Source organism: Streptomyces sp. Q2 (assembly GCF_056820935.1).
In genome coordinates this window covers 1-23,964 of record NZ_JBXEJE010000046.1, presented here as the reverse complement: position 1 = coordinate 23,964, position 23,964 = coordinate 1, and the positions used below count along the sequence as shown (strand labels likewise).

General features: G+C 69.7%; 20 protein-coding genes. 16 read left to right on the top strand and 4 right to left on the bottom strand.

The genetic code is table 11. The features are described from left to right. The first annotated feature begins 191 nt into the window (after window positions 1-191). From ACWBNA_RS38530 to ACWBNA_RS38510, 5 genes are all read left to right on the top strand, one after another. Complete coding sequence (locus tag ACWBNA_RS38530) at window positions 192-1,148, top strand: ABC transporter ATP-binding protein (RefSeq protein ID WP_482709194.1); 957 nt, start codon at window positions 192-194, stop codon at window positions 1,146-1,148. Then, on the top strand, window positions 1,145-1,984 hold the full coding sequence (locus ACWBNA_RS38525; protein ID WP_482709193.1) for an ABC transporter permease: 840 nt from the start codon (window positions 1,145-1,147) through the stop codon (window positions 1,982-1,984). The genes ACWBNA_RS38530 and ACWBNA_RS38525 overlap by 4 nt, the downstream gene beginning before the upstream one ends. Before the next feature lie 51 nt (window positions 1,985-2,035). Beyond that, a complete protein-coding gene (locus tag ACWBNA_RS38520) occupies window positions 2,036-3,295 on the top strand; it encodes a sensor histidine kinase (protein WP_482709255.1) in 1,260 nt (419 codons plus the stop codon). Further along, entirely contained in the window at window positions 3,292-3,960 is a 669-nt protein-coding gene (locus ACWBNA_RS38515) for a response regulator (RefSeq protein WP_482709192.1), read from the top strand. Before ACWBNA_RS38520 ends, ACWBNA_RS38515 begins: the two co-directional genes overlap by 4 nt. A gap of 666 nt (window positions 3,961-4,626) precedes the next feature. Then, window positions 4,627-5,211: a TetR/AcrR family transcriptional regulator gene (locus ACWBNA_RS38510; protein ID WP_482709191.1), complete on the top strand. Its 585-nt coding sequence runs from the start codon at window positions 4,627-4,629 to the stop codon at window positions 5,209-5,211. Between the two features lie 10 nt (window positions 5,212-5,221). Here the strand turns inward: ACWBNA_RS38510 and ACWBNA_RS38505 are convergent, their stop codons facing one another. Beyond that, the gene (locus ACWBNA_RS38505; RefSeq protein ID WP_482709190.1) at window positions 5,222-6,922 is read right to left on the bottom strand and encodes an FAD-dependent monooxygenase; all 1,701 of its coding nucleotides are present in this window, start codon (window positions 6,920-6,922) and stop codon (window positions 5,222-5,224) included. Between the two features lie 453 nt (window positions 6,923-7,375). Between ACWBNA_RS38505 and ACWBNA_RS38500 the strand changes: the two genes are divergently transcribed. From ACWBNA_RS38500 to ACWBNA_RS38485, 4 genes are all read left to right on the top strand, one after another. Then, entirely contained in the window at window positions 7,376-8,119 is a 744-nt protein-coding gene (locus tag ACWBNA_RS38500) for a methyltransferase domain-containing protein (protein ID WP_482709189.1), read from the top strand. A 93-nt stretch (window positions 8,120-8,212) separates the two neighbouring features. Continuing rightward, the gene (locus ACWBNA_RS38495) at window positions 8,213-9,202 is read left to right on the top strand and encodes a hypothetical protein (protein ID WP_482709188.1); all 990 of its coding nucleotides are present in this window, start codon (window positions 8,213-8,215) and stop codon (window positions 9,200-9,202) included. Further along, complete coding sequence (locus ACWBNA_RS38490) at window positions 9,202-10,305, top strand: zinc-dependent alcohol dehydrogenase (protein ID WP_482709187.1); 1,104 nt, start codon at window positions 9,202-9,204, stop codon at window positions 10,303-10,305. Before ACWBNA_RS38495 ends, ACWBNA_RS38490 begins: the two co-directional genes overlap by 1 nt. Window positions 10,306-10,378: 73 nt before the next feature. Beyond that, window positions 10,379-11,140 carry an SDR family oxidoreductase gene (locus ACWBNA_RS38485; protein ID WP_482709253.1) on the top strand — a complete coding sequence of 254 codons (762 nt, stop codon included), beginning with the start codon at window positions 10,379-10,381 and terminating at the stop codon, window positions 11,138-11,140. A 171-nt stretch (window positions 11,141-11,311) separates the two neighbouring features. Here ACWBNA_RS38485 and ACWBNA_RS38480 read toward each other — a convergent pair whose 3' ends face one another. Beyond that, window positions 11,312-12,376: a quinone oxidoreductase family protein gene (locus tag ACWBNA_RS38480; RefSeq protein WP_482709186.1), complete on the bottom strand. Its 1,065-nt coding sequence runs from the start codon at window positions 12,374-12,376 to the stop codon at window positions 11,312-11,314. 549 nt (window positions 12,377-12,925) lie between these two features. Here ACWBNA_RS38480 and ACWBNA_RS38475 point away from each other — a divergent pair. Further along, on the top strand, window positions 12,926-14,131 hold the full coding sequence (locus ACWBNA_RS38475; protein WP_482709185.1) for an amidohydrolase family protein: 1,206 nt from the start codon (window positions 12,926-12,928) through the stop codon (window positions 14,129-14,131). A 133-nt stretch (window positions 14,132-14,264) separates the two neighbouring features. Here ACWBNA_RS38475 and ACWBNA_RS38470 read toward each other — a convergent pair whose 3' ends face one another. Further along, window positions 14,265-15,050, bottom strand: a complete 786-nt coding sequence (locus ACWBNA_RS38470; RefSeq protein WP_482709184.1) for an IclR family transcriptional regulator — start codon at window positions 15,048-15,050, stop codon at window positions 14,265-14,267. Window positions 15,051-15,172: 122 nt separating this feature from the next. On the opposite strand from ACWBNA_RS38470, the gene ACWBNA_RS38465 reads away from it, so the two are divergent. From ACWBNA_RS38465 to ACWBNA_RS38440, 6 genes are read left to right on the top strand one after another with little or no spacing between them, the layout of a single operon-like run. Continuing rightward, window positions 15,173-16,249: a cupin domain-containing protein gene (locus ACWBNA_RS38465; RefSeq protein ID WP_482709183.1), complete on the top strand. Its 1,077-nt coding sequence runs from the start codon at window positions 15,173-15,175 to the stop codon at window positions 16,247-16,249. Next, complete coding sequence (locus tag ACWBNA_RS38460) at window positions 16,246-17,076, top strand: fumarylacetoacetate hydrolase family protein (protein ID WP_482709182.1); 831 nt, start codon at window positions 16,246-16,248, stop codon at window positions 17,074-17,076. The genes ACWBNA_RS38465 and ACWBNA_RS38460 overlap by 4 nt, the downstream gene beginning before the upstream one ends. Further along, the gene (locus ACWBNA_RS38455) at window positions 17,073-17,798 is read left to right on the top strand and encodes a maleylpyruvate isomerase family mycothiol-dependent enzyme (RefSeq protein WP_062246468.1); all 726 of its coding nucleotides are present in this window, start codon (window positions 17,073-17,075) and stop codon (window positions 17,796-17,798) included. The genes ACWBNA_RS38460 and ACWBNA_RS38455 overlap by 4 nt, the downstream gene beginning before the upstream one ends. 16 nt (window positions 17,799-17,814) lie before the next feature. Then, window positions 17,815-19,368, top strand: a complete 1,554-nt coding sequence (locus ACWBNA_RS38450; RefSeq protein WP_482709181.1) for an FAD-dependent monooxygenase — start codon at window positions 17,815-17,817, stop codon at window positions 19,366-19,368. After that, the gene (locus ACWBNA_RS38445) at window positions 19,365-21,425 is read left to right on the top strand and encodes an acetate--CoA ligase family protein (RefSeq protein ID WP_482709180.1); all 2,061 of its coding nucleotides are present in this window, start codon (window positions 19,365-19,367) and stop codon (window positions 21,423-21,425) included. Before ACWBNA_RS38450 ends, ACWBNA_RS38445 begins: the two co-directional genes overlap by 4 nt. Then, window positions 21,415-23,076: a (2,3-dihydroxybenzoyl)adenylate synthase gene (locus ACWBNA_RS38440; RefSeq protein ID WP_482709179.1), complete on the top strand. Its 1,662-nt coding sequence runs from the start codon at window positions 21,415-21,417 to the stop codon at window positions 23,074-23,076. Before ACWBNA_RS38445 ends, ACWBNA_RS38440 begins: the two co-directional genes overlap by 11 nt. Window positions 23,077-23,438: 362 nt before the next feature. Here the strand turns inward: ACWBNA_RS38440 and ACWBNA_RS38435 are convergent, their stop codons facing one another. Next, entirely contained in the window at window positions 23,439-23,810 is a 372-nt protein-coding gene (locus ACWBNA_RS38435) for an antibiotic biosynthesis monooxygenase family protein (RefSeq protein ID WP_482709178.1), read from the bottom strand. Window positions 23,811-23,964 lie beyond the last annotated feature (154 nt).

Below are 23,964 nucleotides of genomic sequence, written 5' to 3'. Positions count from 1 at the left end.
GGCTGCCTGCCGTGACCACGTCGGAGCACACGAACGCGGGACAGCACCGCAGGTGGGTGCGTAGTACCGCGGTACCACGAGTACGGCGCAGGTCAGCCTCCCGGTACCACCGGATCGGGGTGATTCGGCACCTAGCGTTGCCGGTGCGGCGTCGAAGTACCGGACGCCCGAGCCCGAGAGAAAGAACGCGAATGATCGACGCACGGCAGCTGACCAAGAAATACGGCGAGAAGACGGCCGTCGACGGGCTGGACTTCGTCGTGAAGCCGGGCACGGTGACCGGCTTCCTGGGGCCCAACGGCGCGGGCAAGTCCACGACCATGCGCATGATCGTCGGCCTGGACGCCCCGACGAGCGGCTCCGTCACCGTCAACGGCCACCACTACGCCCGGCACCAGGCGCCGTTGCAGGAGGTCGGTGCTCTCCTGGAGGCGAAGTCGATCCACCCGGGCCGCTCGGCGTACAACCACCTCAAGGCACTCGCGCTGACTCACGGCATTCCGGGAAGCCGGGTCGACGAGGTCATCGGCCTCGCCGGACTGGGCAGTGTGGCGAAGAAGCGGGCCGGCGCCTTTTCTCTCGGAATGGGTCAGCGGCTCGGCATCGCGGCGGCGCTGCTGGGCGACCCGCAGACGGTGATGCTGGACGAGCCGGTCAACGGGCTGGACCCGGAGGGCGTGCTCTGGATCCGCAACCTGCTCAAGGGGCTCGCCGACGAGGGCCGGACGGTGTTCGTGTCCTCGCACCTGATGAGCGAGATGGCCCTGGTGGCGGACCACCTGATCATCGTGGGACGCGGCCGGCTGCTGGCCGACACGACCGTGGCGGAACTCATCCGCAAGGCGGGCGGCGACATGGTGAACGTCGCGGCCCAGGACCCGGCGCGGCTGCGGGACGTACTGGCCGGGCCGGGCGTCGAGGTCACCGGCCGGATCGGCTCCGAGGAACTCCAGGTGACCGGGCTGACCGCCCGCGAGATCGGACTGAAGGCCGCCGAACACGGGATCGCGCTGTTCGAGCTGAGCGCGCGGACGGTGTCGCTGGAGGAGGCGTTCATGGACCTGACCAGGGATGCCGTGGAGTACCACGGCACCACGACCGGGATCGAGACCATCGAGACCCTCGAGGCCGCCGGGAGGCCCGCGTGAGCACCCTCACCGCAACCGCCGAGAAACCGCGCACCACCCCCGCCCGACCCGTCTACCGGGTGACCGGACGACGCGTGCTGGCCTCCGAGTGGGCCAAGTTGTGGTCCCTGCGCTCGACCTGGATCACCCTGGGCCTCGGCCTGCTCTTCCTGGTCGCCTTCGGTCTCATCGCCGCGAGCCGCTACAAGTCGGGAATCGACTCCGGCAACCTGGACTCGGACTTCGCCGACTCGACGACCGTCAGCCTGTCCCTGTTCGGTACGAACTTCGCCCAGCTGGCCCTGGGTGTGCTCGGCGTGCTGGTCACGGCGGGCGAGTACTCGACCGGCATGATCCGCTCGACGCTCGCGGCGGTGCCCCGCCGACTGCCCGTGCTGTGGTCCAAGGCAGCAGTGTTCGGGCTGGTCGCCCTGGCGGTCGGGACCCTGGGTGCGTTCGTCACCTTCCTGATCGGGAGCGGCATCGTCTCGGGCACGCCCGCGGACATGAGCTTCTCCCACGCGGGTGTTTTGCGGAGTCTGCTCGGCGCAGGGCTGTACCTCTGCCTGGTCGGGGTGATCGGCACAGCCCTTGGAGCACTGCTGCGGTCGGTGGCCGGCGGGATCTCGGTCCTGGTCGCCACGTTCATGCTGATCCCGGGGCTCATCTCCCTGCTGCCCAGTTCCTGGCAGAACGACATCAGTCCCTACCTGCCGTCCAACGCGGGTGAGGCGATGTTCGCCCTGACCCACGACTCCACGACCCTCTCGCCGGGCGCGGGACTGCTGGTCTTCCTCTGCTGGACGGTGCTGGCGCTGGGCGGCGCGGCGTACCGCCTCGTACGCAGTGACGTCTGACGCCCGCATCATGGGCGGGTGACGTCCGTGACCACCGAAGACATCAGCGGCATGGGACCGCTGGTCGCCCGGCTCTCCCGGGGCGGCCAGCGGCTTCGGCAGGCCGACCGGACACATCCCTGGGTGCTGGACACCGCCATCGTCGTCCTGGTCTTCCTGATGTTCTGCCTGCCCGACCTGATCCACGGCGGTGTGGACGACGGCGACAGCCCGCGCCGGTTGCGGGTCGCCTTCACCCACCTGCCCGTGGTGGGAATGCTGGCCCTGCAGGCCGGCCTGGTACTGCCGCTGCTGTGGCGGCGGCGCAAGCCCGCGGTGGCCTTCGGCGTCATCGCCGCGGTGTTCGTCCTGCAGTGGTCCCTGGGCGCCGCGCTGCGCGCGGACATCGCCCTCTTCATCGCTCTGTACAGTCTGGCCCTGCACGGGCGGCTGCGGGAGCTGTCGTACGCCTGTGCGGCCATGGCGGTCGCCATGGTGCTGGTCGCGGTCCGCGTGTCCTCGGTCATGTCCGTCGGGGACGCACTCTTCTTCCTGCTGAGCACGGCGACCGCGGCCCTCGCGCTCGGCATGATGGTCCGGATCCGCCGCGCCCAGCTCGCCGGACTGCGCGAGAGGGCCGCCCGGCTGGAGATCGAGCGCGACCAGCGCAGCAGGCTGGCCACGGCCACCGAACGCACCCGTGTCGCCCGCGAGATGCACGACATCGTCGGCCACAACCTGTCCGTCATCATCACGCTCGCCGACGCCGGCGCCTACGCCACGGACACCCAACCCGAGCGAGGCAAGGAGGCCCTGCGGCTCATCGGCGACACCGGCCGACAGGCCCTCGGCGAACTGCGGCGGGTGCTCGGGGTGCTGCGCGAGGCCGGTGGCGATCCAACAGGTGGACCCGAACTCAGCCCGCAGCCCGGCATCCTGGACCTCGGCGTCCTGTGCGCCACGGTGCGCGCCGCCGGACTGGAGGTGGTCTACCGGACCTCCGGAGAGGTGGACGCCCTGGACAGCGGGGTGCAGCTGACGGTGTACCGCATCGTCCAGGAAGCCCTCACCAACACCCTGAAGCACGCCGACACCGACACCCGGGTCCACCTGGCGATCCTCGTCGAGGACAGCCGGCTGACCATCAGGGTCCAGGACACCGGCCCGGACACATCATCCGGACCGCCGAACGAGGAAGGGCATGGCCTGGTGGGCATGCGGGAGAGAGCGGCCTTGTACGGCGGCGATGTCAGCGCGGGACCGACGGCCGGCGGAGGATGGCGCGTCGAGGCCGTCCTCGACCTGACGCCCGGAAGCGGCGGTGACAGATGACCACCGTGCTCATCGTGGACGACCAGCCGCTGCAACGCTACGGCTTCCACCTGCTCCTGGACTCCGTCCCCGAGACCGACGTCGTCGGTGAGGCCGGACACGGCGCCGAAGCCGTCCGCAAGACGGCCGAACTGCGCCCGGACGTCGTCCTGATGGACGTCCGCATGCCCGGCATGGACGGCATCGAGGCCACCCGCCGCATCGTCGCCGCCGGCGAGCGTTCCCGCATCCTCGTGCTCACGACGTTCGACCTCGACGAGTACGTCCACGCCGCCCTGCGGGCCGGCGCGAGCGGGTTCCTCCTCAAGGACGCGCGTCCCGAGGAACTCCTCGCCGGGATCCGCGCGGTCGCCGTCGGCGACGCCGTCATCGCGCCCGCTCTCACCCGCCGCCTCCTTGAGGAGTACGCCCGGTACGTCCCCTCCCACAGAACCGACCCGGCCGAGGACACGAGGCTCACCTCCCTGACCGACCGTGAACGCGAGATCCTCGTGGCCGTCGGCAAAGGCTGGACCAACGGGGAGATCGCCACGCGGTTCGTGCTGTCCGAGTCCACGGTCAAGACGCATGTCGGCCGTGTCCTGGCCAAGATTGGGGCCCGCGACCGCATCCAGGCCGTGATCTTCGCCTATGACCACGGCCTCGCCCGGCCTACCGCGGACTGAACCGACGAGCGGCGGCCTGGAGGAAAGCCGTCGGGCTGGGAACCGAGCGCCGGCGAGCAGGTCCGAGTGCGGAGTTCTCAGGCGGAGGCAGGGCACCCCTGGCGGCCCGCCTGCACCAAGCGTCGACCGGCCGCGCTGTGCTTGGTCGATCGGGCCGTCGTCCTTGGCGGCGGACAGCGACACGCGCCCCCTCGCGAGAGACCGTCGAACGCTCCGACCTGGCCGGCGGTGCGGTCTGCCCGTATCCGGGGCCCTGACGACTTCAAGATCGCCGAAGAACCGCACGTGGCATCCCACCGGGCCAGCCTGTTCATCCCGGCCGGCACGGCCCGCGTCGCCACCGAACTCGACCACATCCGGTGCAGGAACCGCTCGTGGGCCTCCCGCACAGCCGACGAGTGGTCGAGTCGCTCGTACGACGCCCGATGCGGCGAGTCCATCACCGCGACGAGCAGTATCCGTGGACATCGCCTCGGGCGACCCCTGCCGCCGCGCTGATGTCCGCCATGGCAGGGCGTGGAACGCGCCGCCACTTCCGTGGCGAAGGATTTCCAGGAACTCCTCGCCGGGCCCGGTGGGCACAGCACTCCTTCCTCCCGCGTACGGGGCGGCCTGCCGGGTGTCTACACTCACGGGAGACGGGGTGAACTCACGGGAGGAGTCGGGATGCCGCGGAACCGCCAGCAGATCCCCCGGGAGGAGCGCACGGGTGATCTGCTAGCCGCGGCCACCGAGCTCTTTCTGGCGAAGGGCTACGACAAGACGACGATGGCGGACATCAGTGCCGCCGCCGGCGTGGCCCGGGGCAACGTCTACTGGTACTTCGACTCGAAGGACCACATCTTCGCCGCCGTCATCAACCGCATGCTCAGTCGCGAGATCCGCATCCTGAACGAGGAGCAGGCCGGTGCCGACCCACTGAGCCGCCTGGTGCGCGGGCTGTCCGACATGCGCTACTCCCGGCCGCTGCACCAGGCCATGCACGACCGGCTTCCCCATTCGGAGGCGGTTCGCGAGGCCCACAACACCTTCCTGAAGTGGATCGTCGGACTGGTCGACGAGTTCCTGGCCGAGCGCGGTCTCGACGACTCCTCCGGCATCGATGCCGACCTCGTCCGGGATGTCGCGATCGCCGTCTTCGAAGGGGCGCACGTACCCAACGACTGGAACAGACCGGCCCACGAGATGATCCGGTTCCTGTTGGAGTCCGTCGTGGCCAGGAGTGCGGCGGTCAAGGGGCGGAAGCGCTGAACGCGGTACCTCAGACGAGGTGAGGCCCGACTCCCGCTGACACCGCCCGCCCCGCACCGGCCGCTTCCGCGTCCCGGGGCGGAAGTGCCGCCCCGCGCAGCACGTCGAGCACGGCGGCGGGATCCGCGGGAGCCTGCCTGCCCCGCCAGCCGACGTGACCGTCCGGGCGGACGAGCACCAGCGGCCGCTCGTACAGCTCCGCGGCGGCCGGGTCGGCGAGGAGCAGCACCGTCAACGGCACACCACACCGGCGGGCGGCCTCCACCAGCGGCGACGGGTCCGCGGAACCCGAGACCACGAGCGTGAACCCGCGCCCGAAGTGGTCGAGCACCGAAGTGCCGTCGGGCAGCCAGACGTGCGGTGCGCGGCAGCCGGGCCAGGTCGACGGTACGTACTCGTCCGGCTTGTCGGGCGGCTCCGGACTGCCGTCCGGCACGCAGATCGGTGAGCCGCTGTAGCGGTAGCCGAGCTGGACGCCCGTGCAGCGGAACTCCTTGGCCCGGGACCGGCGGATCTCCTCGCCCAGCTCACGTCGCAGCCGTTCGCCCTCCGCGTCCATGCGGTCGAGCACCGGATCAGGGACGAGCTGCGCGTCGGCCTTCCAGTTGCTGGAGGCTTCGGTGACGTTGCGGACGGCGATCGGCCGCCGCTCCTGCTCGTAGCTGTCCAGGAGCGCCGGGCCTCCCCATCCCTGGAGTGTCGCGGCGAGCTTCCAGCCGAGGTCCACGGCGTCACCGATCCCGGTGTTGGCTCCGAATCCCCCCTTGGGCCACAGCAGGTGCGCCGCGTCGCCCGCGAGGAACACCCGCCCCTCACGGTAGGTGCGGGCCACGACGCAGTGTCCGCTCCAGGGCTGCGCTGCGAGGATCTCCACGTCGATCGGCGCACCGGCGGCCTCGTGTATCCAGGCGACCGCGTCGTCGGGGTCGGGCTCCTCGTCCAGGTAGACCGAGAGCCGCCACTCGTCCACGCCGTTGACGACCGTGATGTACGGCCTGCGTGCCGACGACAGGGTGTGGATCTGCACCGCGGGGCCGCCCAGCCGTTCCCGCAGCAGGTCCAGCAGCTGTGGCGCACGGAAGTGCACGGCGAAGTTGTGCCCCTGGGCGAACATGCCCTCGAACTCGATGCCGAGCGCCCGACGGATGCCGCTGCGGCCTCCGTCGCAGGCCACCAGATACGTGCCGGCCAGCGTCTCGGTGGCGCCGCTCGCCACGTCGCGCACCACGGCCAGGACACCCTCGGAGTCCTGCTCCATGGTCTCCAGGCGGGTGCCGTACCTGATCTCGACTCCCGGCAGTTCGCCGGCGGTGCGCGCGAGCAACGGCACGAACGAGAACTTGGACAGGAACGCGGGACCCTCCGGCGTCAGCTGGGTGTACACGCCAGAGGACCGGTTGGTGACCCCGTAGTCGAAGTCGGTGAGGACGCGTCCCGTGGCGGAGGTGGCGAACACCGTGCGGTGCGGGTAGTCCGGGGGCGGTGCCGACTCCGTGCGTGCCTCTTCCGCGCACCCCCAGCGGCGCAGATGTTCCATGGTGCGCGAAAAGATCGCTTCGCCTGCTGGAAAGGGCACATGGCCGTCGCCCTGTTCGATCACGGTGACCGGTACACCACGCCACCCCAACTCGGTCGCGAGGGCGAGGCCCACAGGCCCTGCTCCCACGATCAGGACGCGCCGGGATGCGGCTCTCTCGTGCTGGTCGGACATTGAGGATCTGCCTTCCTGAGCAAGGGTCGGACCACTCATGGTCCCATCTCTTGAACCCAGGTCAGAATTACACGCGCATGTCGTTGTATGGAAGAGCTGGAAAAACACAAGACTTTTGACCGATCGTGTGCGGTGCTACGCTCGTCTTTGGTTCAAGAGAGAGGGAGCCTCATGGTGCCTCCCGCTGATCACAGCGATACCGGGAGCCACTGCCTGGCTCTGGGCCGGCCCGCTGCCGGGACCGACCTGTCAGCAGACGGCAGACCATCCGCGTGACTGCCCATAAGCGGCAGCCCCATGGTGCCGTTGCGCCTCACCAATTGACGGGGACACCGAGGTGCGCTTCGAGGTCGAAGGCATCGGCGCCCTGGTCAGGGCGCGGCGGTGGCGTTCCAGCCGGAGAAATGCCGCCCTCACCACACGATTCCGGCAGTCGACGGAGGACATGACGACATGAGTACGGAAACCAAGGACAGCTTCGGCGGCGGAGACCCGTGGGAGTACATCCAGCCGTGGGACGAGGAGCGTTTCGGTCCGGAGGTCCACGACACCGAGCAGCGGGTGAAGTGGGAAATGGCCATGGGCATCGCCGGCGGCCTGCCGTACATCTGGCAGGAGCTGGCCCGGCCGATCTCCGAAATCGTCTACGGCCTCCTCGAACTCCGTGCCGGAGACCGGGTCCTGCTCATCGGTGAGGGCATCGCGCCCGCCGGGTGGGTCGAGGACATGCGGGCCCTGGTGGGACCGGAGGGCGTCATCGACACCGTGGAGATCATCAGGGACGGACGAAACGCCGTCCTGGGCAAGATTCCCGGCCGGAACGGCCAGGTCGGCTGCTGGCGCTGGTCGTACACGGACTCGGTGGACGACGAGGCATACGACTGCGTCGCTGTGTTGCAGGCGACCCAGCACTGTGACGACTGGGCCGAGACGGCCGCGGACCTGCTGCGGGTGATGAAGCCCGGTCGACGCATCGTGCTGGCCGAAGCGGTCCTGAAGGGAGCGACGTTCTACTCCCGTGTCGACTCCGACGTCCACCTTCGGCAGTGGTTCGACAAACTCTTCGGGCATGTCCCGGTGGACGACATCCCCTACTACTCCGGAGAGGAGATCCGCGAGGCGTTCGGGGACAAGGTCGACAGCCCTCAGGTCATGGAATGGAAGGGCATCGAGATGTACTGGGGCCGAAAGAGGTGAGCACCGCCGTGCGCTTCGGGCAACAGGCCGCGGCACACATTCCCCCCTCACCCGGGTCGATCCACTCATTCACCCAAGGACAAGGAGGTCCCCGTGAGTGTCGTTGAAGATGTCATGGTCCTGGGCTCCGACCATCCGTTGCGCAGTGTCGTCCGCGACGAGCACCTGCTTCTCTCGCCGCCGCATCCCCCGAAGGTGCCCGTCAAGCTGTGGGCGGAGCACCCGCCGCTGACCGTGGTGCACTACCCGCAGCAGTACGAGCCGGAGGCGTTCGCCCGGCCGCGCGATGTCTACGAGAACGACGAGATCCGTGTCGAGTGGCAGAAAATGGACGGCCGGCAGCCGTTCTACCACCGTAACTGCGACGTCGATGAGATCTCCTACCAGATCAGCGGCGAGCGGACACTGATGTCGGAACTCGGCGTGATCGAGTTCCAGTCAGGCGAGTTCTCCCGTATCCCGCGCGGGGTCGCCCACGACAACTACGGCCGCGAGGACAGCCACCTGCTGTTCTACATCCCCGCACCGGTCACCGAGCTGGCGCCGGCCCAGCGGGAGTCGGGGGCCGTGTTCCCGCCCTTTCCCGGCTGGCAGCCCGGCGATGCCAACGAGGCGATTACCCAGTGCATGGCCGCGGCCGGCCACGAGGTCACCGTCTTCGGGGTCGACGAACAACTCCTGCTCGAGCAGGTGCACCAGGAGGACCGGCGGATGACGGTGCTCCGGGCCGATCCCGGTCAGGACGTCACCTGGCTGTACACGACCGATCGCATCCGCCTCGGCATGGTCACCACCACCCCTGGCGGACAGCGCCGCTACCGGCGCACCCTCGATGCCGACGAGATCCAGTACCAGGCCCACGGCCACCGCACGCTGATCACCCAGCGGGGCATCGTCGACCTGGAGCCGGGTGACTTCGTCCGCATCCCGATCGGGATCTCCCACGCCAGCGTGGTGACCGAGCCCGGTGACTACGTCAGTCTCCTCTCGCACCAGGAACTGCACCAGGTCGCCGAGACCGCACGGACGGCGAACGCCTACACCCCCGAACAACTTCCGAGCCTCACCGTGGAGGTCCACTGATGGCCACAATGCTTGCCCTGCGAGCGCACCAAGGCGCCGAAGCACTCGCACTGGACGAGATACCCGTCCCCGAGCCAGGTCCGCTCGACGTGGTCGTGAAGGTCGCCTCCGCTGGCCTGGCGCCGGGCATCATGCGCCTGCTCCAGATGGGGGCGATCAAGCACCTGCCCACCACTCTGGGACACGAGGCCGCAGGCGTCGTCTCCGCCGTCGGCCGCGACGTCACCGGCCACGCGGTCGGCGACCGGGTGCGGGTCCACCCCCTGCTGAACTGCCGTGAGTGCGACTACTGCCGTACCGACCGGGACATGATGTGCGCCCAGCAGGCCATGCTCGGCCACGCCGGCTTCGGCGCTGCTCCGATGCCCCTGTACGAGCAGTACCACGACGGCGGACTCGCGGAGTACGTCCGTGTCCCGCACTGGCTGATCGATTCCCTGCCGGACTCCGTCAGCTTCGACGTCGCGGCCAAGGTCCAGGATCTGGCCAACGCCGTACGCGCACTCAAGTGCGCCGACCTTCCGGAACGGGCCACTCTCGTGGTGACCGCCGCGACCGGCACCATGGGAACCGCGACGGTCAGACTCGCGGAGCACTTCGGAGTCGCCCGTCTCATCCTCGTGGGCCGCGACACAGAGCGTCTCCAGCGCGTCGCGGGGCTCGCCGGCGGCATACCGGCCGACATCGTCGCACTCGACGAACTCCCTGAGGACTGGTCGACCAACGGCTTGCTCACTCGCCGGCTGCGCGAGCTGGCACCCGCGGGAGCCCATGCCGTCATCGACTTCATCCCGGAGGGTCCCGCCCTCGGCCAGACCATGGCCGGCATGGCCACCGGCGGCACACTCGTGCACATGGGCGCCAACTCCACCCCGCTGTCGCTGCCCCCTCTCGCCCTGATGATGAACTGCTGGCGCTTCGTCACCACTCGTGCGTGCACCCGCCAGGACACGACGGATGTCCTGCGGCTGCTCGAGACAGGCACCCTCACCGCCGACGAGCTCATCACCCATCGGTTCCCGCTCACCGAAGCGCTCAAGGCCATGGACGCCATAGAGCAACGTGCCGACGACCCGATGTGGATGACCGTGATCAACCCCTGACGCGACGCACGAGCACGTCACGGCTCCGCGGAGCCGCCTCACAACAGCAGGAGGAGGCCGGGAAAGTGTCCGAATCAGAAGCCGTACGCAGCGGGAACGGGTGGCTGCCCTGGGCGTGGACGACATTGTCGAGGCCGACCTGGAGAGGCCGGACACCGTCCGTCGGGCGCTGAAGGACGCGGACTTCGTGTTCATGATTCCGCCGGCGTTCCACCCGGAGGAGGACGTGCTCGCCATCAGGGCACTTGAGGCGGCTGAGCACGCGGGCGCCCGCCGGTTCGTGTATCTGTCCGTCCTCCACCCGCACACCCCCGGGCTGCGCCACCACCTGCGCAAGGCGAACGCCGAAGCCGCCGTGCGGGCCTCGCCGTTGAACTGGACGGTCCTCCAGCCCTCGATGTTCGCGCAGATCGTCCTGTCGACGTGGGGGAGGGCTCCGGCCGGCCCCGTCGAGGTGCCGTTCGACGTCGGCAACGAGTTCTCGTTCATCGACTTGCGTGACCTCGGGGAAGCCGCAGTGAGGGTGCTCTCCGAGCAGGGGCACGGTTCGGCTACCTACGAACTCGCCGGACCCGCCCTGACGTTGGCCGAGGCCGTGCGTCTCGCCGGGCGGGCACGAGGAGTGGATCTGGAGGCGAGGACGGTGGACTGGGCGGTCGCACCGCTCCCGCCGGGAGTGGCCGACTCCTCGTCCCGAGCCTTGGACATGCGCGCCATGTGGCAGGACTACGACCGGCACGGCCTGCGCGGCAACAGCAACGTCCTGCGGATGCTGCTCGACCGTGAACCCGCGTCCTTCGAGGAAGCGGCCACCGCGTTCGCCGCGCGAGACTGAGCGCTCTTGACGCAGTCGGGGGTGTCTCCCTGAAGAAGGGGAGACACCCCGGACGTAGGCCGTGGAGCAGGGAAAGCCGCCGACGGGGTCACGCAGCGAACAGCGGCGGGGCGGCCCCTGAAGACCGCCGCCCCGGACCGCACCCGTACCCCTTCGGTGGTTGCCCGGGCGTCAGGGCAGGAGGATGACTTTGCCGGTCTGTCGTTGGCTTTCGAGGTAGGTGTGGGCTTCGGCCGCTTCTTCGAGAGGGTAGACGCGGTCGATGATCGGGGTGATCTTCTTGTCTGCCAGCAGTTCCAGGCACAGTTGCTGGTCGCGCAGAGTGGCACCGCGCACGCTGGCGATCTTGACCTGTTGGCCGATGAGGGCGAGCACGTCCAGTTCGAGGCGGGATCCCTGGTCGGTCGGTGTGCCAAGGACGATGACCGTGCCGCCGAGGCGTGTGCAGGCAAGGGAGAGCTGGAAGAAGTCGTTGCCGCCGACGCAGTCCCAGACGGCGTCGGCGCCCAGACCGTGGGTCAGCTCCCGTACCTGTGCCGGCATCCGGGGATTTGTGGAGTGCACGATGTGGTCGTAGCCGAGCTTGCGGAGTGCCTCGTCGCGGTCCGGCTTGGTTGTGGTGCCGATGACGGTGGCCCCGCTCAGCTTGGCCAGTTGTGCGCAGGCGATCGCCATTCCGCCGCTGGCGCCGGTGATGACCACCGTGTCGCCGGGGCCGACGGGCGCTTGCCGGGCGCAGTTGAGCGGGGTGGTGTAGGTCCACATGGTGGCCGCGGCCGTCTCGTAGTCGACGCCGTCGGGGATGGGCAGGACGGCGTCCTGGCGGCGCGCGACGTACTGGGCGTATCCGCCGAAGACCTGGTGTCCGGGATAGGCGGTGTCGACACACAGGTTTTCGAGTCCGCGTACGCACAGGGCGCAGTTGCGGCAGGGCGGGTGCGGAAGCTGGACCGCCCTGTCGCCGGTGCGCCAGCGGGTGACGTTCTCGCCGGTGGCGACGATCTCACCGGCCGCGTCACGGCCGAGCTGGAACGGCAGGGGCCAGGCCGGCCGTCCCGGGAGAGGCTGGGGCAGGTTGCCCGAGCGGTAGCGCAGGTCCCAGCTGTTGACGGCCGTGGCGTGCACGCGCAACAAGACGTCGTCGGGGCCGATGTCGGGGATCGGTGCCTCGATGTACTTGAGCACCTCGGGCCCGCCATGTTCGAACAGGCGGACCGCCATCATGGTCTGTTCCACTGTCACGTTCCTTCAGATCGTTACGCGGCTCATCGCAGGCCCGGCACAGCCGTCGGCTCACCCGCCCCGGGAGGACCCTGCGCGAGAAGACCCCGACCACGCGGCTCATGCGGGGCGGACCAGGAAGCTGACCAGTCTGACGATCCGGGGTAGCCCGTGTGTGGGCTGGCCGTGGCGGTCGGTACAGACTGACAGACCGCTCGGGTTCTTGACTATGAGTCATGAGGTAAGGCCGAGTCTATCTGGCTACGTCACTGGCCTTGACTGGAAAATATCCTAGAACTAGCTTGGCTCCAGTTCAAGAGAGGGAGTGGGTCGTAGCCCCACGTCACCCAGGAGCACTCCGGAGTGTGACCCGGTCGTCGGACGCGGCCCGTCAACTCTTCGAGCCGGTCACCACCAGCCCATTCCCTGCCCGCCGCCATGCCTTCGACGGCTGCGGCTCGAAGGGCCATCGGCCTGATCGCGAACGACGCGCACCCTCGCGGAGCGCAACAGCCATCGGCAGGACCCTGGCAATCACCCGCGCGCCCCAGAGGGAGAGTGGACATGCCCGACGACCGTTCCTTCCAAGCCATGGATCCGCCCGCGGAGCCCCGCACCGAGCCTCCTGCGAAGTCCACCCGGCGAAGATTCATCGCCACTGCTGCCGCTGCTGGGGGAACTGCCGTGGTCGGCGGTCTGGCTGCGGGACAACCCGCGCTCGCCGCGGAGGTGGTCCCTGGCAGCCGTGACTCCATGACGGTCGGCGGCTCGAAAGACCATCGGAACGCCAAAAAGGAGAAGAAGATGCGCATCGTGGCCGTGGAGGAAGCGTTCTCCATTCCCGGAGTCATCCGGCAGGAGGCAGGGATCCGTGAGCGCTTGGAGGCGACGGAAGAGACCAAGCGGGAGTGGTTCCGGCGCCTGGACGACGTGACCGAACTGCGGCTGGCGGACATGGACGCCAACGGCGTCGACATGCAGGTCCTCTCGTACTCCACGCCGGGTCTGGAAGTGATCGAGGATCCGGCGGAGGCGGTGGCCGTGGCGCGGCAGGTCAACGACCATCTGGCCAAGGTGGTCGCCAGTCATCCGAAGCGGTTCGCGGGCTTCGCGGTGCTTCCGTTGCAGGACCCGAAGGCCGCGGTCGTGGAGCTGCGTCGAGCGGTGAAGGAGCTCGGGCTCAAGGGTGTGCTGTACAACGACCATGTACGGGGGCACTACCTGGACGAGCCGCAGTTCAGGCCCGTATGGGCCGAGCTGGAGCGCCTCGGCGTGACGCTGTATCTGCATCCCGCTGTCATTCCGGCCGACAAGTGGCGCGTCTTCGACGGGTATCCCCTGCTGGTCGGACCGTCCTGGGGCTGGACCGCGACGGTGGGCGCCCATGCGCTCCGGCTGATCTACGGCGGTGTGTTCGACGAGTTCCCGGGCGCGTCAGTGATGTTGGGTCACATGGGCGAGCTGCTGCCGTTCCAGATGGCTCGGCTCGACAGCCGCTACCCCGTCCAGGTTCCGGTTGAGAAGAGGGTGCGGCACCAGCCTTCGTACTACCTGCGGAACAACGTGTACGCCACCACCAGCGGAGTCATGTCCCATGCCGCGCTGCTGGGAGCCGTCCATGCCGTCGGTGTCGACCGGGTGCTGTTCTCCATCGACTACCCGTTCGAGTCCAGCGCCGAGGCGGTGGCGTTCCTGCGTTCGGCACCGTACGCGCCGGCCGACCTCGCGAGCATCGCGCACGGCAACGCCGAGCGCGTTCTGAGGCTGTGACCAGAGATCGTTCGAGACTCCGACTGCGACTGCGCGTTCACCGGGGTCCCTTCGCGGAGGTCGTGCGGCATTCCTCGACGACTGTTACGGCGCGCGCCATCCCATGGGTCGAGGTGGCGCGCGCCGCTGCCGTTCACAGTCCCTGACCGATGTCCCGCGCTGTCGTGAGGAGAGGCTGGGACAGTTCGGTGAGCCGCGCGCGGGTGCACCGGACGGACGGAGCCGCCACGACCACGGCGGCTACGGCGGCACCCGTACGGTCGCGCACACACGCGCCGACGGCGTGCACTCCGCGCTCGCTCTCCTGGAAATTGAGGGCGTAGCCGTGGCGGCGCACGGACACCAGCTCCTTCATCAGGCTCTCGAAGTCCTTGGGAGCTTTGGCCCGGTCCTCGGGGAGCCCGTTGGGGTAGAGGGCCCGGAGCCGGTCAGCCGGCAGTGCGGCGAGCAGTGCCTTGCCGCCCGAGGTCACGTGGGCGGGCAGGAGTGTGCCGGTGCGGTAGCTGACGCGCAGTGCCTGGGAGCCCTCCACGCCGTCGAGGAAGCGGCTGCCGTTGCCCTCGAGCACCATCAGGTGGGTCGTCTCCCGGACGGCGTCCGCCAGCCGTTGCAGGTGGGGATGGGCGATGGTGATCAGATCCGGGGGAGGGCCCGCCTGGCTTCCCCTGATCGCCCGCAGAGCCGGCCCCGGCCGGTACACCTTGTGGCGGTCCTGCACGGCGAATCCCTCGAAGACGAGCATCGCGAGGATCCGGTGCGCGGTCGAGCGCGCGACGCCGAGCCGGTCGGCGACGTCCATCACCCGCAGCTCGTCGAGCTCGTGCAGCAGCCGTACGACGCGCAGGGCGTTGCCGGCGGCGCTCACCGGATACGAGGGGCTCGGCGAGGGGCTCGGCGAAAGACTGCCTGAATTCTCCATAAAGGAATTCTACCCCTCATGGATTCCGGTGAGGGGAAATTGCGGCGTAGCGTCAGGGACGGCGCGGAACGACGCGCGCTTCTTCCGGCGGTCGCCGTACGACACGAACGTGGAGGTTCTCCATGACCGACACCACCAGCGAACAGACCGAGCGCAAGCTGCTCGACGAGCTGTACGCGGATTTCGAGGACGCGGGTCTGATCCCGCTGTGGACGCAGGTGGACGGCCTGATGCCGATGTCGCCGCAGCCTGCCGCGGTGCCGCACCTGTGGCGATGGGCGGAGCTGCTGCCCATCGCGCAGCGCTCCGGAGAGCTCGTGCCGGTGGGCCGTGGCGGCGAGCGCCGCGCCATGGCCCTGTCCAACCCCGGCCTTCCGGGCCTGCCTTACGCCACCCCGACGCTGTGGACCGCCATCCAGTACCTGGGCCCGCGCGAGGTCGCCCCCTCGCACCGGCACAGCCAGGGCGCCTTCCGGTTCGTCGTCGAAGGCGAGGGCGTGTGGACCAACGTCGACGGCGACGCGGTGGCGATGCGACGGGGTGACCTGCTGCTCACGCCGAGTTGGGCGTTCCACGAGCACCAGAACGTCACCGATGAGCCGATGGCCTGGCTCGACGGCCTGGACATTCCGCTCGTCTCCAAACTGGACGCCGGCTTCTTCGAGTTCGGCCCCGACGAGCTCTCCACCCGTGAAACCCCCGAGCGCTCACGCGGACAGCGACTGTGGGGCCACCCCGGACTGCGCCCGATCAGCCGGCCCGACCAGCCCAACTCCCCGCTGAACGCGTACCGCTGGGAGCACACCGACGCCGCTCTGACCGCCCAGCTGGAACTGGAGGACGAGGGCGTCCCCGGCGTGCTGGAGCCCGGGCACGCCGGAGTCCGCTTCTCGAACCCCACCACCGGCAAGGACGCCCTGGTCACGATGCGCACCGAGATGCGCCGACTGCGGGTCGGCGCCCGGACCACCCCGGTGCGCACGGTCGGCTCCGCGGTCTGGCAGGTGTTCGAGGGCGAGGCGGTCGCGCAGGTCGGCGACAAGGTCTTCGAGATCGCCAAGGGCGACCTGTTCGTCGTCCCCTCCTGGTGCGAGGTCTCGCTGTCCGCCCGCACCCAGGTCGACCTCTTCCGCTTCAGCGACGAGCCCGTCTACGAGGCCCTCGGTCTCGCCCGTACCTCCCGAGGAGAACACAAGTGAAGCTCGCCACCATCCGCGTCAACGGCACCACGCGCGCCGTCCGGGTCGACGAGGACAAGGCCGTCGACCTCGGCGAGAGCGACCTGGTGGCCTTCCTGCGCCACAGTGACTGGGCGACGCGTGCCGCGGACGCCGACGGTGACACGTACGAAGGCGCCCTGGACTACGCCCCCGTGGTCGTCGCGCCGGAGAAGGTCGTGTGCGTCGGTCTCAACTACCGCACCCACATTCTGGAGATGGGCCGCGAACTCCCTTCGCACCCCACGCTGTTCTCCAAGTTCGCGAGGGCGCTGGTAGGCGCGTACGACGACGTGACCCTGCCCGCCGGGTCCGCGCAGATGGACTGGGAGGCCGAACTCGGCGTCGTCATCGGGGCCGAGGTCCGGCACGCCGACACGGAGCAGGCGCGGGCCGCGATCGCCGGGTACACCGTGCTCAACGACGTCACCGCGCGCGACTGGCAGTACCGCACCACCCAGTGGGACCAGGGCAAGACCTTCGAGGCCACCACCCCCATCGGACCATGGCTGGTGACCGCCGACGACCCCGCGGTCTCCGCCCAGGGCCTGAACCTGACCTGTGAGGTCGACGGCGACACGGTCCAGAAGGCCGACACCGGGGACCTCGTCTTCGACCCGGCCACCCTGGTCGCGTACCTGTCCGAGATCATCACCCTCGTGCCCGGTGACGTGATCGCCACCGGCACTCCGGGCGGGGTCGGCCACGCCCGCAAGCCCGCCCGCTATCTGCAGGACGGTTCACTCCTCGTCACCCGGATCGAGGGAATCGGCGAGACCCGCAACACCTGCCGTCGGGAGACGCGGTGAGCGCAGGCCCGACCGTGGTGCTGGAGCAGGCGGCCAAGGGCACGGCGGCCTTCGAAGCCGCCGTGCACCGGCTGACCGACTCAGGTTTCACCAGGCCCTCGTATCTGCCGGGCTGGAGTCGGGCCCACGTCGTCGCTCACGTCGCCCGTAACGCCGACGCACTCGTCAACCTGCTGGCCTGGGCGCGTACCGGTGTCGAGACGCCCATGTACGCAAGCGGCGACCAGCGTGCGCGGGAGATCGAGGAGGGCGCCCGGCAGCCGGCCGAAAAGCTGCGTGCCGAGCTGCTCGAGGCCGACGGCCGTCTCGCCGAGGAATTCGCCGCGCTGCCCGACGAGTGCTGGGCGGCGACCGTGCGCACCGCGCGAGGCCGTGAGGTGCCCGCCTCTCAGGTGCCCTGGATGCGGGTGCGGGAGGTATGGGTCCACGCCGTCGACCTGGACATCGACACCAGCTTCGACGACGTACCGCACGATGTGTGCGCGGCCCTCGTCGACGACGTGGCCGCCTCCTTGCGGGGCCGTACGGACTGTCCCTCCGTCCGGCTGCGGTCCGAGGACGGTGCCCGCACCTGGCTTCTGGGCGACTCGGGCGGCGTCGAGCCGGTCGTGGTCAGTGGTGACCTGCCCAGCCTGACCGCCTATGCGACCGGGCGGCCTGTGCCCGGCCCCCTGTACCCGACCGGCGGGGACTCCCCGCCGAAGCTGCCCGCGTGGCTGTGAGCACGAAGGAAAAACGATGAAAGTTGCCTGCATCGGCGCAGGGCCCGGAGGACTGTTCTTCGCCACACTGCTCAAGCGGAGCCGGCCCGACGCCGAGGTCGTGGTCTTCGAACGCAATCGCCCGGACGACACGTTCGGCTTCGGCGTGGTCTTCTCGGACGCCACACTCGACGCCATCGACGCCGCCGACCCCGTCCTCAGCGAGGCGCTGGAGAAGCACGGCACGCACTGGGACGACATCGAGGTCCGCGTGCACGGCGCCCGGGAGCGCGTGGGCGGTATGGGCATGGCGGCCGTGGTCCGCAAGACGCTGCTGAGCCTGCTGCAGGAACGAGCCCGCGCCGAGGGCGTGCAGATGCGCTTCCAGCACGAGGTCCGCGACCCTTCCGAGCTGGGCGACTTCGACCTCGTCGTGGTGTGCGACGGCGCCAACAGCCGCTTCCGCACCCTGTTCGCCGACGACTTCGGACCGACCGCGGACGTGGCGAGCGCGAAGTTCATCTGGTTCGGCACGACCTACGCGTTCGACGGGCTCACTTTCGTCCACCAGGACGGCCCCCACGGTGTCTTCGCCGCCCACGCCTATCCGATCAGTGACTCGCTGAGCACCTTCATCGTCGAGACCGACGCGGACTCCTGGGCCAGGGCCGGTCTCGACGCCTTCGATCCGTCGACCCCGCCGGGCATGAGCGACGAGAAGACCAAGGCATACCTGGAAGACCTGTTCCGCGAGCAGATCGACGGGCACCCGCTGGTCGGCAACAACTCCCGCTGGGCCAACTTCGCCACCCGCAGGGCCCGTTCGTGGCGACGGGGCAAGTGGGTGCTGCTGGGCGACGCCGCGCACACCGCGCACTTCTCCGTCGGGTCCGGCACCAAGATGGCCATGGAGGACGCGGTCGCGCTGGCCGAGGCCCTGGGGGAGGCGTCGCACAGCGTGCCGGAGGCACTGGAGATCTACGAGGAGCGCCGCCGCCCCAAGGTGGAGAAGATCCAGAACTCGGCGCGGCCCAGCCTGTCCTGGTGGGAGCACTTCGGCCGCTACGTCCGCACGCTCGACGATCCGACGCAGTTCGCCTTCCACTTCCTCACCCGCAGCATCCCGCGGGGCAAACTCGCCGTGCGCGACGCGTTGTACGTGGACCGCGTCGACGGATGGTGGCGGGGCCGTCACGATGTGGGGCCCCTGAAGACGCCTTTCCGGTGCGGGTCTTACCGCCTTCCGACCCGGCGGGTGACGGCCGACGACGACGTCCTGACCGGGACCGACGGCACCGGCATCCCGATGGTCCCCTTCAGCGGTCAGTCGTCGGGGGCGGGCGTGTGGATCGACGCCCCGGACACCGAGGAGGGCCTGCCGCTCGCCCTTGATCAGGTGCGTGAGACGGCACAGGCGGGCGCCTTGCTCGTCGGTGTACGCGGCGGTACGGCGCTGACCCGCGTACTGGTCGCGGAGGAGGCCCGGCTCGTGCACAGCCTGCCCGCCGCGATCGTCGGCGTGTACGACGACGACACCGCGACCACGCTCGTCCTCTCCGGCCGGGCCGACCTCGTCGGAGGCACCAAGTGACCGCCCTGGACGCGCTGTTCGCACCCCGAGCCATTGCCGTGCTCGGCGCATCGGCCACGCCCGGGAAGCTCGGCGCGGCCATGGCCGACTCCCTGGCCTCCTTCCCGGGGCCGGTGATGAAGGTCAACTCCGGCCGCCCGGACCCCGATCGGGGCTTCTTCACCACCGTCGGCGAGGCCGCCGCAAGTCACGGCATCACGCCCGACCTGGTCGTCTCCTGCATCCCGGCCGCCGTGACCGCCGACGCACTGCGGGAGGCGGCAGCCGTCGGCGCCCGCGCCGCACTGGTGTGCGCTGGCGGATTCGCGGAAGCCGGGGGTGACGGTGCGTTGCACCAGCAGGCGTTGACCGAGGTGGTACGGCACACCGGCATCCGCGTCCTCGGACCGAACACCTCGGGCTTCCTCGTCCCTCACCGACGGCTCACGGCCAGTTTCGTCCCGGGCGCGCCCGACCTGGAACCGGGTCCGGTGGCGGTCGTGGCCGCGAGCGGCGGCGTGAACCACGCGCTGGCGTTCGCCCTGGCCGAGGTCGGCGTCGGCCTGCGCCTCGGGGTCGGGCTGGGCAACAGCCTGGACATCACCCAGGCCGACGTCCTCGACCACCTCGCCGAGGACGACGGCGTACGGGCCGTCGCCCTGCACGTGGAGACCGCCGCGGAAGGCCGCCGCCTCACCGAGGCGGTACGGCGTCTGACCGATCGTGTCCCCGTGGTGGCCCTGGTCGTGGGCCGCAGTGACATCGGCGACTTCGCCCGCTCCCACACCGGTGCCCTGGCCACCTCCTGGCGCGTGACCAGGACGGCCCTGCGCCAGGCCGGAGCTGTCCTCGTCGACGACGAGCGCGACCTCGTCGACGCGATCACCGCGCTGAGCCGCGTACGACTCCCCGCGCATCCCCGTGCGGGCGTCGGCCTGGTCACGGCCCAGGCCGGACCCGGTCTGCTGCTCACGGACGACCTGCGCTCCCACGGCATCCAGGTTCCCCCGCTGGTCGAACGGACGGTGAAGGAGCTGCGCGTGCTGCTCCCCGCCCTCACCTATCTGAACAACCCCGTCGACACCGGCCGCCCGTCGCCCACGACAACGCAGATCGTGGAGCGGGTCTCGGAGGACCCCGGTATCGACGTCACCGCCGTCTACGGGCTGCTGGAACCCACCACCGTGGACCTCCCGGCCGCGCTGACCGCCGCCCGTACGGCCACCCCGCTCGTCGCCGTCGTCGGCGGCCCCGTGGAACAGGCCCGGCGGACCCGCCGGGACCTCGGTGAAGCCGGCATTCCCTGCGCGGCCACCCCGGCCGCCGGATCGACCATGGTGCGCGCGCTCGTCGAGGACGCGGTTGCCCGCGCCCGCCTCGGAGCCACCGTCGTCACCAGCTCCGATGCGCCCGCTCTGCCCCCTCGGGGCCCGGTCGACGAGCACACCGCCAAGAGCGTCCTCGCGGACCTGGGCATCCGTACGCCCGTACGCCGAGTGTGCGCCGACCCGGCCGCGGCGCACGCGGCTCTCGACGAGCTCGGCGGCTCGGTCGTCGTGAAGATCCTCGACGCGGAGATCCTGCACAAGACGGAAGTGGGCGGAGTCCAGGTCGGCATCCGCACGCACGAGGAGCTCGACGAAGCCCTTGCCCGCATGCCCGTGAGCTCCGCGCTGCTGGTGGAACAGATGGCCCCCGCGGGTCCCGAACTCATCGTCGGCGTACGCCGGGACCCGGTCTTCGGCCCCGTGCTTGCTCTGGGCGCCGGGGGCACGGCCGCCGAAATCCTCGGCGACGTCTCCCTGCGCCTCGCGCCCCTGTCCTCGAACGAGGCCCACGCGATGCTCGACGAGCTCGCCACCCGCCAGCTGTTCCTCGGCGCGCGCGGCGCCACCCCGGTCGACCGTGCGCGACTCACCCACGTGCTGCTCGCCCTGGCCTCCCTCGCCGCCGACGACACCGTGGCCGAATGCGAGATCAACCCTTTGCGCGTCCTGCCCGACGGCGACCTCGTCGCGCTCGACGCCGTACTGCTGCTGCGTGACCCCCGGGATCAAGGAGGATCCGATGACACGTGAGGGATTCGTGCCCTGGCCCAAGGAGGCGGCCGACCGCTACCGCGAGGCCGGCTACTGGCGTGGCAGGCCGCTCGGCTCGTACCTGCACGACTGGGCGGAGACCTACGGCGACACAGTGGCCGTAGTGGACGGCGACACGCGCCTGACATACCGCCAACTCGTCGACAGGGCCGACGGATTGGCATGCCGCCTGCTGGACAGTGGCCTTAACCCCGGTGATGCGATGCTCCTCCAGCTGCCCAACGGCTGGGAGTTCGTCACACTCACCCTTGCCTGTCTGCGGGCCGGAATCGCTCCCGTGATGGCGATGCCCGCGCACCGCGGTCACGAACTGCGCTACCTGGCCGCGCATGCCGAGGTCACCTCGATCGCCGTGCCGGACCGACTGGGCGACTTCGACCACCAGGCCCTGGGGCGGGAGGTCGCCGAAGCCACCCCGAGCGTACGGCTGTTGCTCGTCGCTGGTGGCACTGCCGGTACCGACGCCACGGACCTGCGCGCCCTGGCCGAACCGGCCGACGACCCGGCCGGCGCACGGGCCCGGCTCGACGACATCGCTCCGGACAGCGGCGACATCGCCGTCTTCCTGCTCTCCGGCGGTACGACCGGACTGCCGAAGCTCATCACCCGCACCCATGACGACTACGAGTACAACGCGCGGCGCAGCGCCGAGGTCTGCGGCCTCGACGCCGACTCCGTCTACCTGGTGGCCCTGCCCGCCGGCCACAACTTTCCCCTGGCCTGCCCCGGCATCCTGGGTACTCTCATGAACGGCGGCAGGGTCGTCCTGGCCCGGACCCCGGATCCCGCCAAGGTGCTGCCGCTGATGGCCGCCGAGGGCGTGACGGTCACCGCCGCCGTACCGGCCGTCGTCCAGCGCTGGATCGACGCGGTGGCCTCCGGCCGCCACCCCGCCCCGCCGGCCCTACGGCTGTTGCAGGTGGGGGGCGCCCGCCTCGCGCCGGAGGTCGCCCGCCGCGCCGAACCCGTGCTCGGTGGCACGCTCCAGCAGGTGTTCGGCATGGCAGAGGGGCTGTTGAACTACACGCGCCCTGACGACCCCAACGAGATCAAGATCGAGACGCAGGGTCGCCCCATGTGCCTGGACGACGAGATCCTCGTCGTCGACGCCTCTGACGAGCCGGTCGGGCCCGGCGAGATGGGCGCGCTGCTCACCCGCGGTCCGTACACCCCACGCGGCTACTACGGGGCCGCCGAGCACAACGCCCGAGCGTTCACCGCCGACGGCTGGTACCGCACCGGTGACATCGTCCGGCTGCACCCGTCGGGCAATCTCGTCGTCGAAGGACGGGACAAGGACCTCATCAACCGGGGCGGCGAGAAGATCTCCGCCGAGGAGGTCGAGAACCTGATCTACCGCCTGCCCGGTGTCGCCCGCGTCGCGGCCGTCGCGAAGGCCGACCCCGACCTGGGGGAGCGGGTGTGCGCGGTCGTGGTCGTCGAGCCGGGGACCCACCTGAGCCTCGAATCGGTGCGTGCCGCCCTCACCGCGATGCAGGTGGCCCGCTACAAACTCCCCGAAGACCTGCTGGTCGTGGAGGAGTTGCCGCTGACGAAGGTCGGCAAGATCGACAAGAAACGTCTGCGGGATGTCGTCCGTGACGAGGCAGAGTCCGTCGAGGCGGTATGAAGGCGCTCGCCGCCGCGGAGGGCGGGCCGATGCCGTTGCGGTGACGCTCCCGCCTTCCCGGGGGAGTCGAACGGCTTTGCCGGCCTTCCGGCGGTACCTGGGGAAACAGCTCCAGGTACCGCCATCACCGTCGACCCGTCCCGACCGTCGGACCAGCAACGCCCTCTCCTGGTGACCGGCCTCATGCGTCCTCGCGTACGTCCTGCCGCTGAGTCTTTCTCTGCGCGGACCGGGCTGAGTACTTCGGGCACCGGCCGGCCGGTCAGAGGACACAGATCGGTGCCGTCGGCGCGAGCCGACAGCTGACCAGGGAATACACGTCGTGCGCGTGGCGAACGGCCGCCCCAATCGGGTAGCGGTCGTCATTCCCCTTCGCAGACGCCCTCGACAGCGACCTTCTGGTACAGGTGCGGGTAGGCCACGGTACCGGCAGGGTAGCTCCCCAGATGCGAGGCGAACTCCGGCGTGCCGAGCGCTGCACGGAGGTGCTCGGTGGATTTCCAGACTGCGACGTTGGTGAAGAGCCGACTGCCGCCGATGCCCCGGTACAGCTGCACCGAGAGGAGGTTCCCCGACTTCTTCATGTACTCCGCGTCGTCCGTCCAGGCGGCCACCACATCATTCTCCTTGCCCTCCGGGGCGACAAAGGTGTTGATGATGGTGACCGGGCCGGCCTCCTCCTTCTGCTGGTCGTGGAAGTGGGTGGACTCGTCGAGGTGGCCGAACTTGAGCATGATTCCTCCATGAACTCGCGTGTGGTGAGTTGTGATCAGCGGGCGGTCCGGGTGAGGGGCCAGGCCCCTGTGGCACCGCTCGTGGTGTGTGTTCAGGCGTGGTGCTTGTCGAGGAAGTCGGTGATGAGCTGCAGCCACTCGTCGGTTCGTTCCA

What these genes read in the sequence shown, in the direction of transcription:
- ACWBNA_RS38465 (WP_482709183.1), top strand. Translation starts at nt 15,173, where the DNA reads ATGACCGACACCACCAGCGAACAGACCGAGCGCAAGCTGCTCGACGAG.
- ACWBNA_RS38475 (WP_482709185.1), top strand. Translation starts at nt 12,926, where the DNA reads ATGCCCGACGACCGTTCCTTCCAAGCCATGGATCCGCCCGCGGAGCCC.
- ACWBNA_RS38500 (WP_482709189.1), top strand. Translation starts at nt 7,376, where the DNA reads ATGAGTACGGAAACCAAGGACAGCTTCGGCGGCGGAGACCCGTGGGAG.
- ACWBNA_RS38530 (WP_482709194.1), top strand. Translation starts at nt 192, where the DNA reads ATGATCGACGCACGGCAGCTGACCAAGAAATACGGCGAGAAGACGGCC.
- ACWBNA_RS38505 (WP_482709190.1), bottom strand. Translation starts at nt 6,922, where the DNA reads ATGTCCGACCAGCACGAGAGAGCCGCATCCCGGCGCGTCCTGATCGTG.
- ACWBNA_RS38520 (WP_482709255.1), top strand. Translation starts at nt 2,036, where the DNA reads ATGGGACCGCTGGTCGCCCGGCTCTCCCGGGGCGGCCAGCGGCTTCGG.
- ACWBNA_RS38470 (WP_482709184.1), bottom strand. Translation starts at nt 15,050, where the DNA reads ATGGAGAATTCAGGCAGTCTTTCGCCGAGCCCCTCGCCGAGCCCCTCG.
- ACWBNA_RS38450 (WP_482709181.1), top strand. Translation starts at nt 17,815, where the DNA reads ATGAAAGTTGCCTGCATCGGCGCAGGGCCCGGAGGACTGTTCTTCGCC.
- ACWBNA_RS38440 (WP_482709179.1), top strand. Translation starts at nt 21,415, where the DNA reads ATGACACGTGAGGGATTCGTGCCCTGGCCCAAGGAGGCGGCCGACCGC.
- ACWBNA_RS38435 (WP_482709178.1), bottom strand. Translation starts at nt 23,810, where the DNA reads ATGCTCAAGTTCGGCCACCTCGACGAGTCCACCCACTTCCACGACCAG.
- ACWBNA_RS38515 (WP_482709192.1), top strand. Translation starts at nt 3,292, where the DNA reads ATGACCACCGTGCTCATCGTGGACGACCAGCCGCTGCAACGCTACGGC.
- ACWBNA_RS38490 (WP_482709187.1), top strand. Translation starts at nt 9,202, where the DNA reads ATGGCCACAATGCTTGCCCTGCGAGCGCACCAAGGCGCCGAAGCACTC.
- ACWBNA_RS38510 (WP_482709191.1), top strand. Translation starts at nt 4,627, where the DNA reads ATGCCGCGGAACCGCCAGCAGATCCCCCGGGAGGAGCGCACGGGTGAT.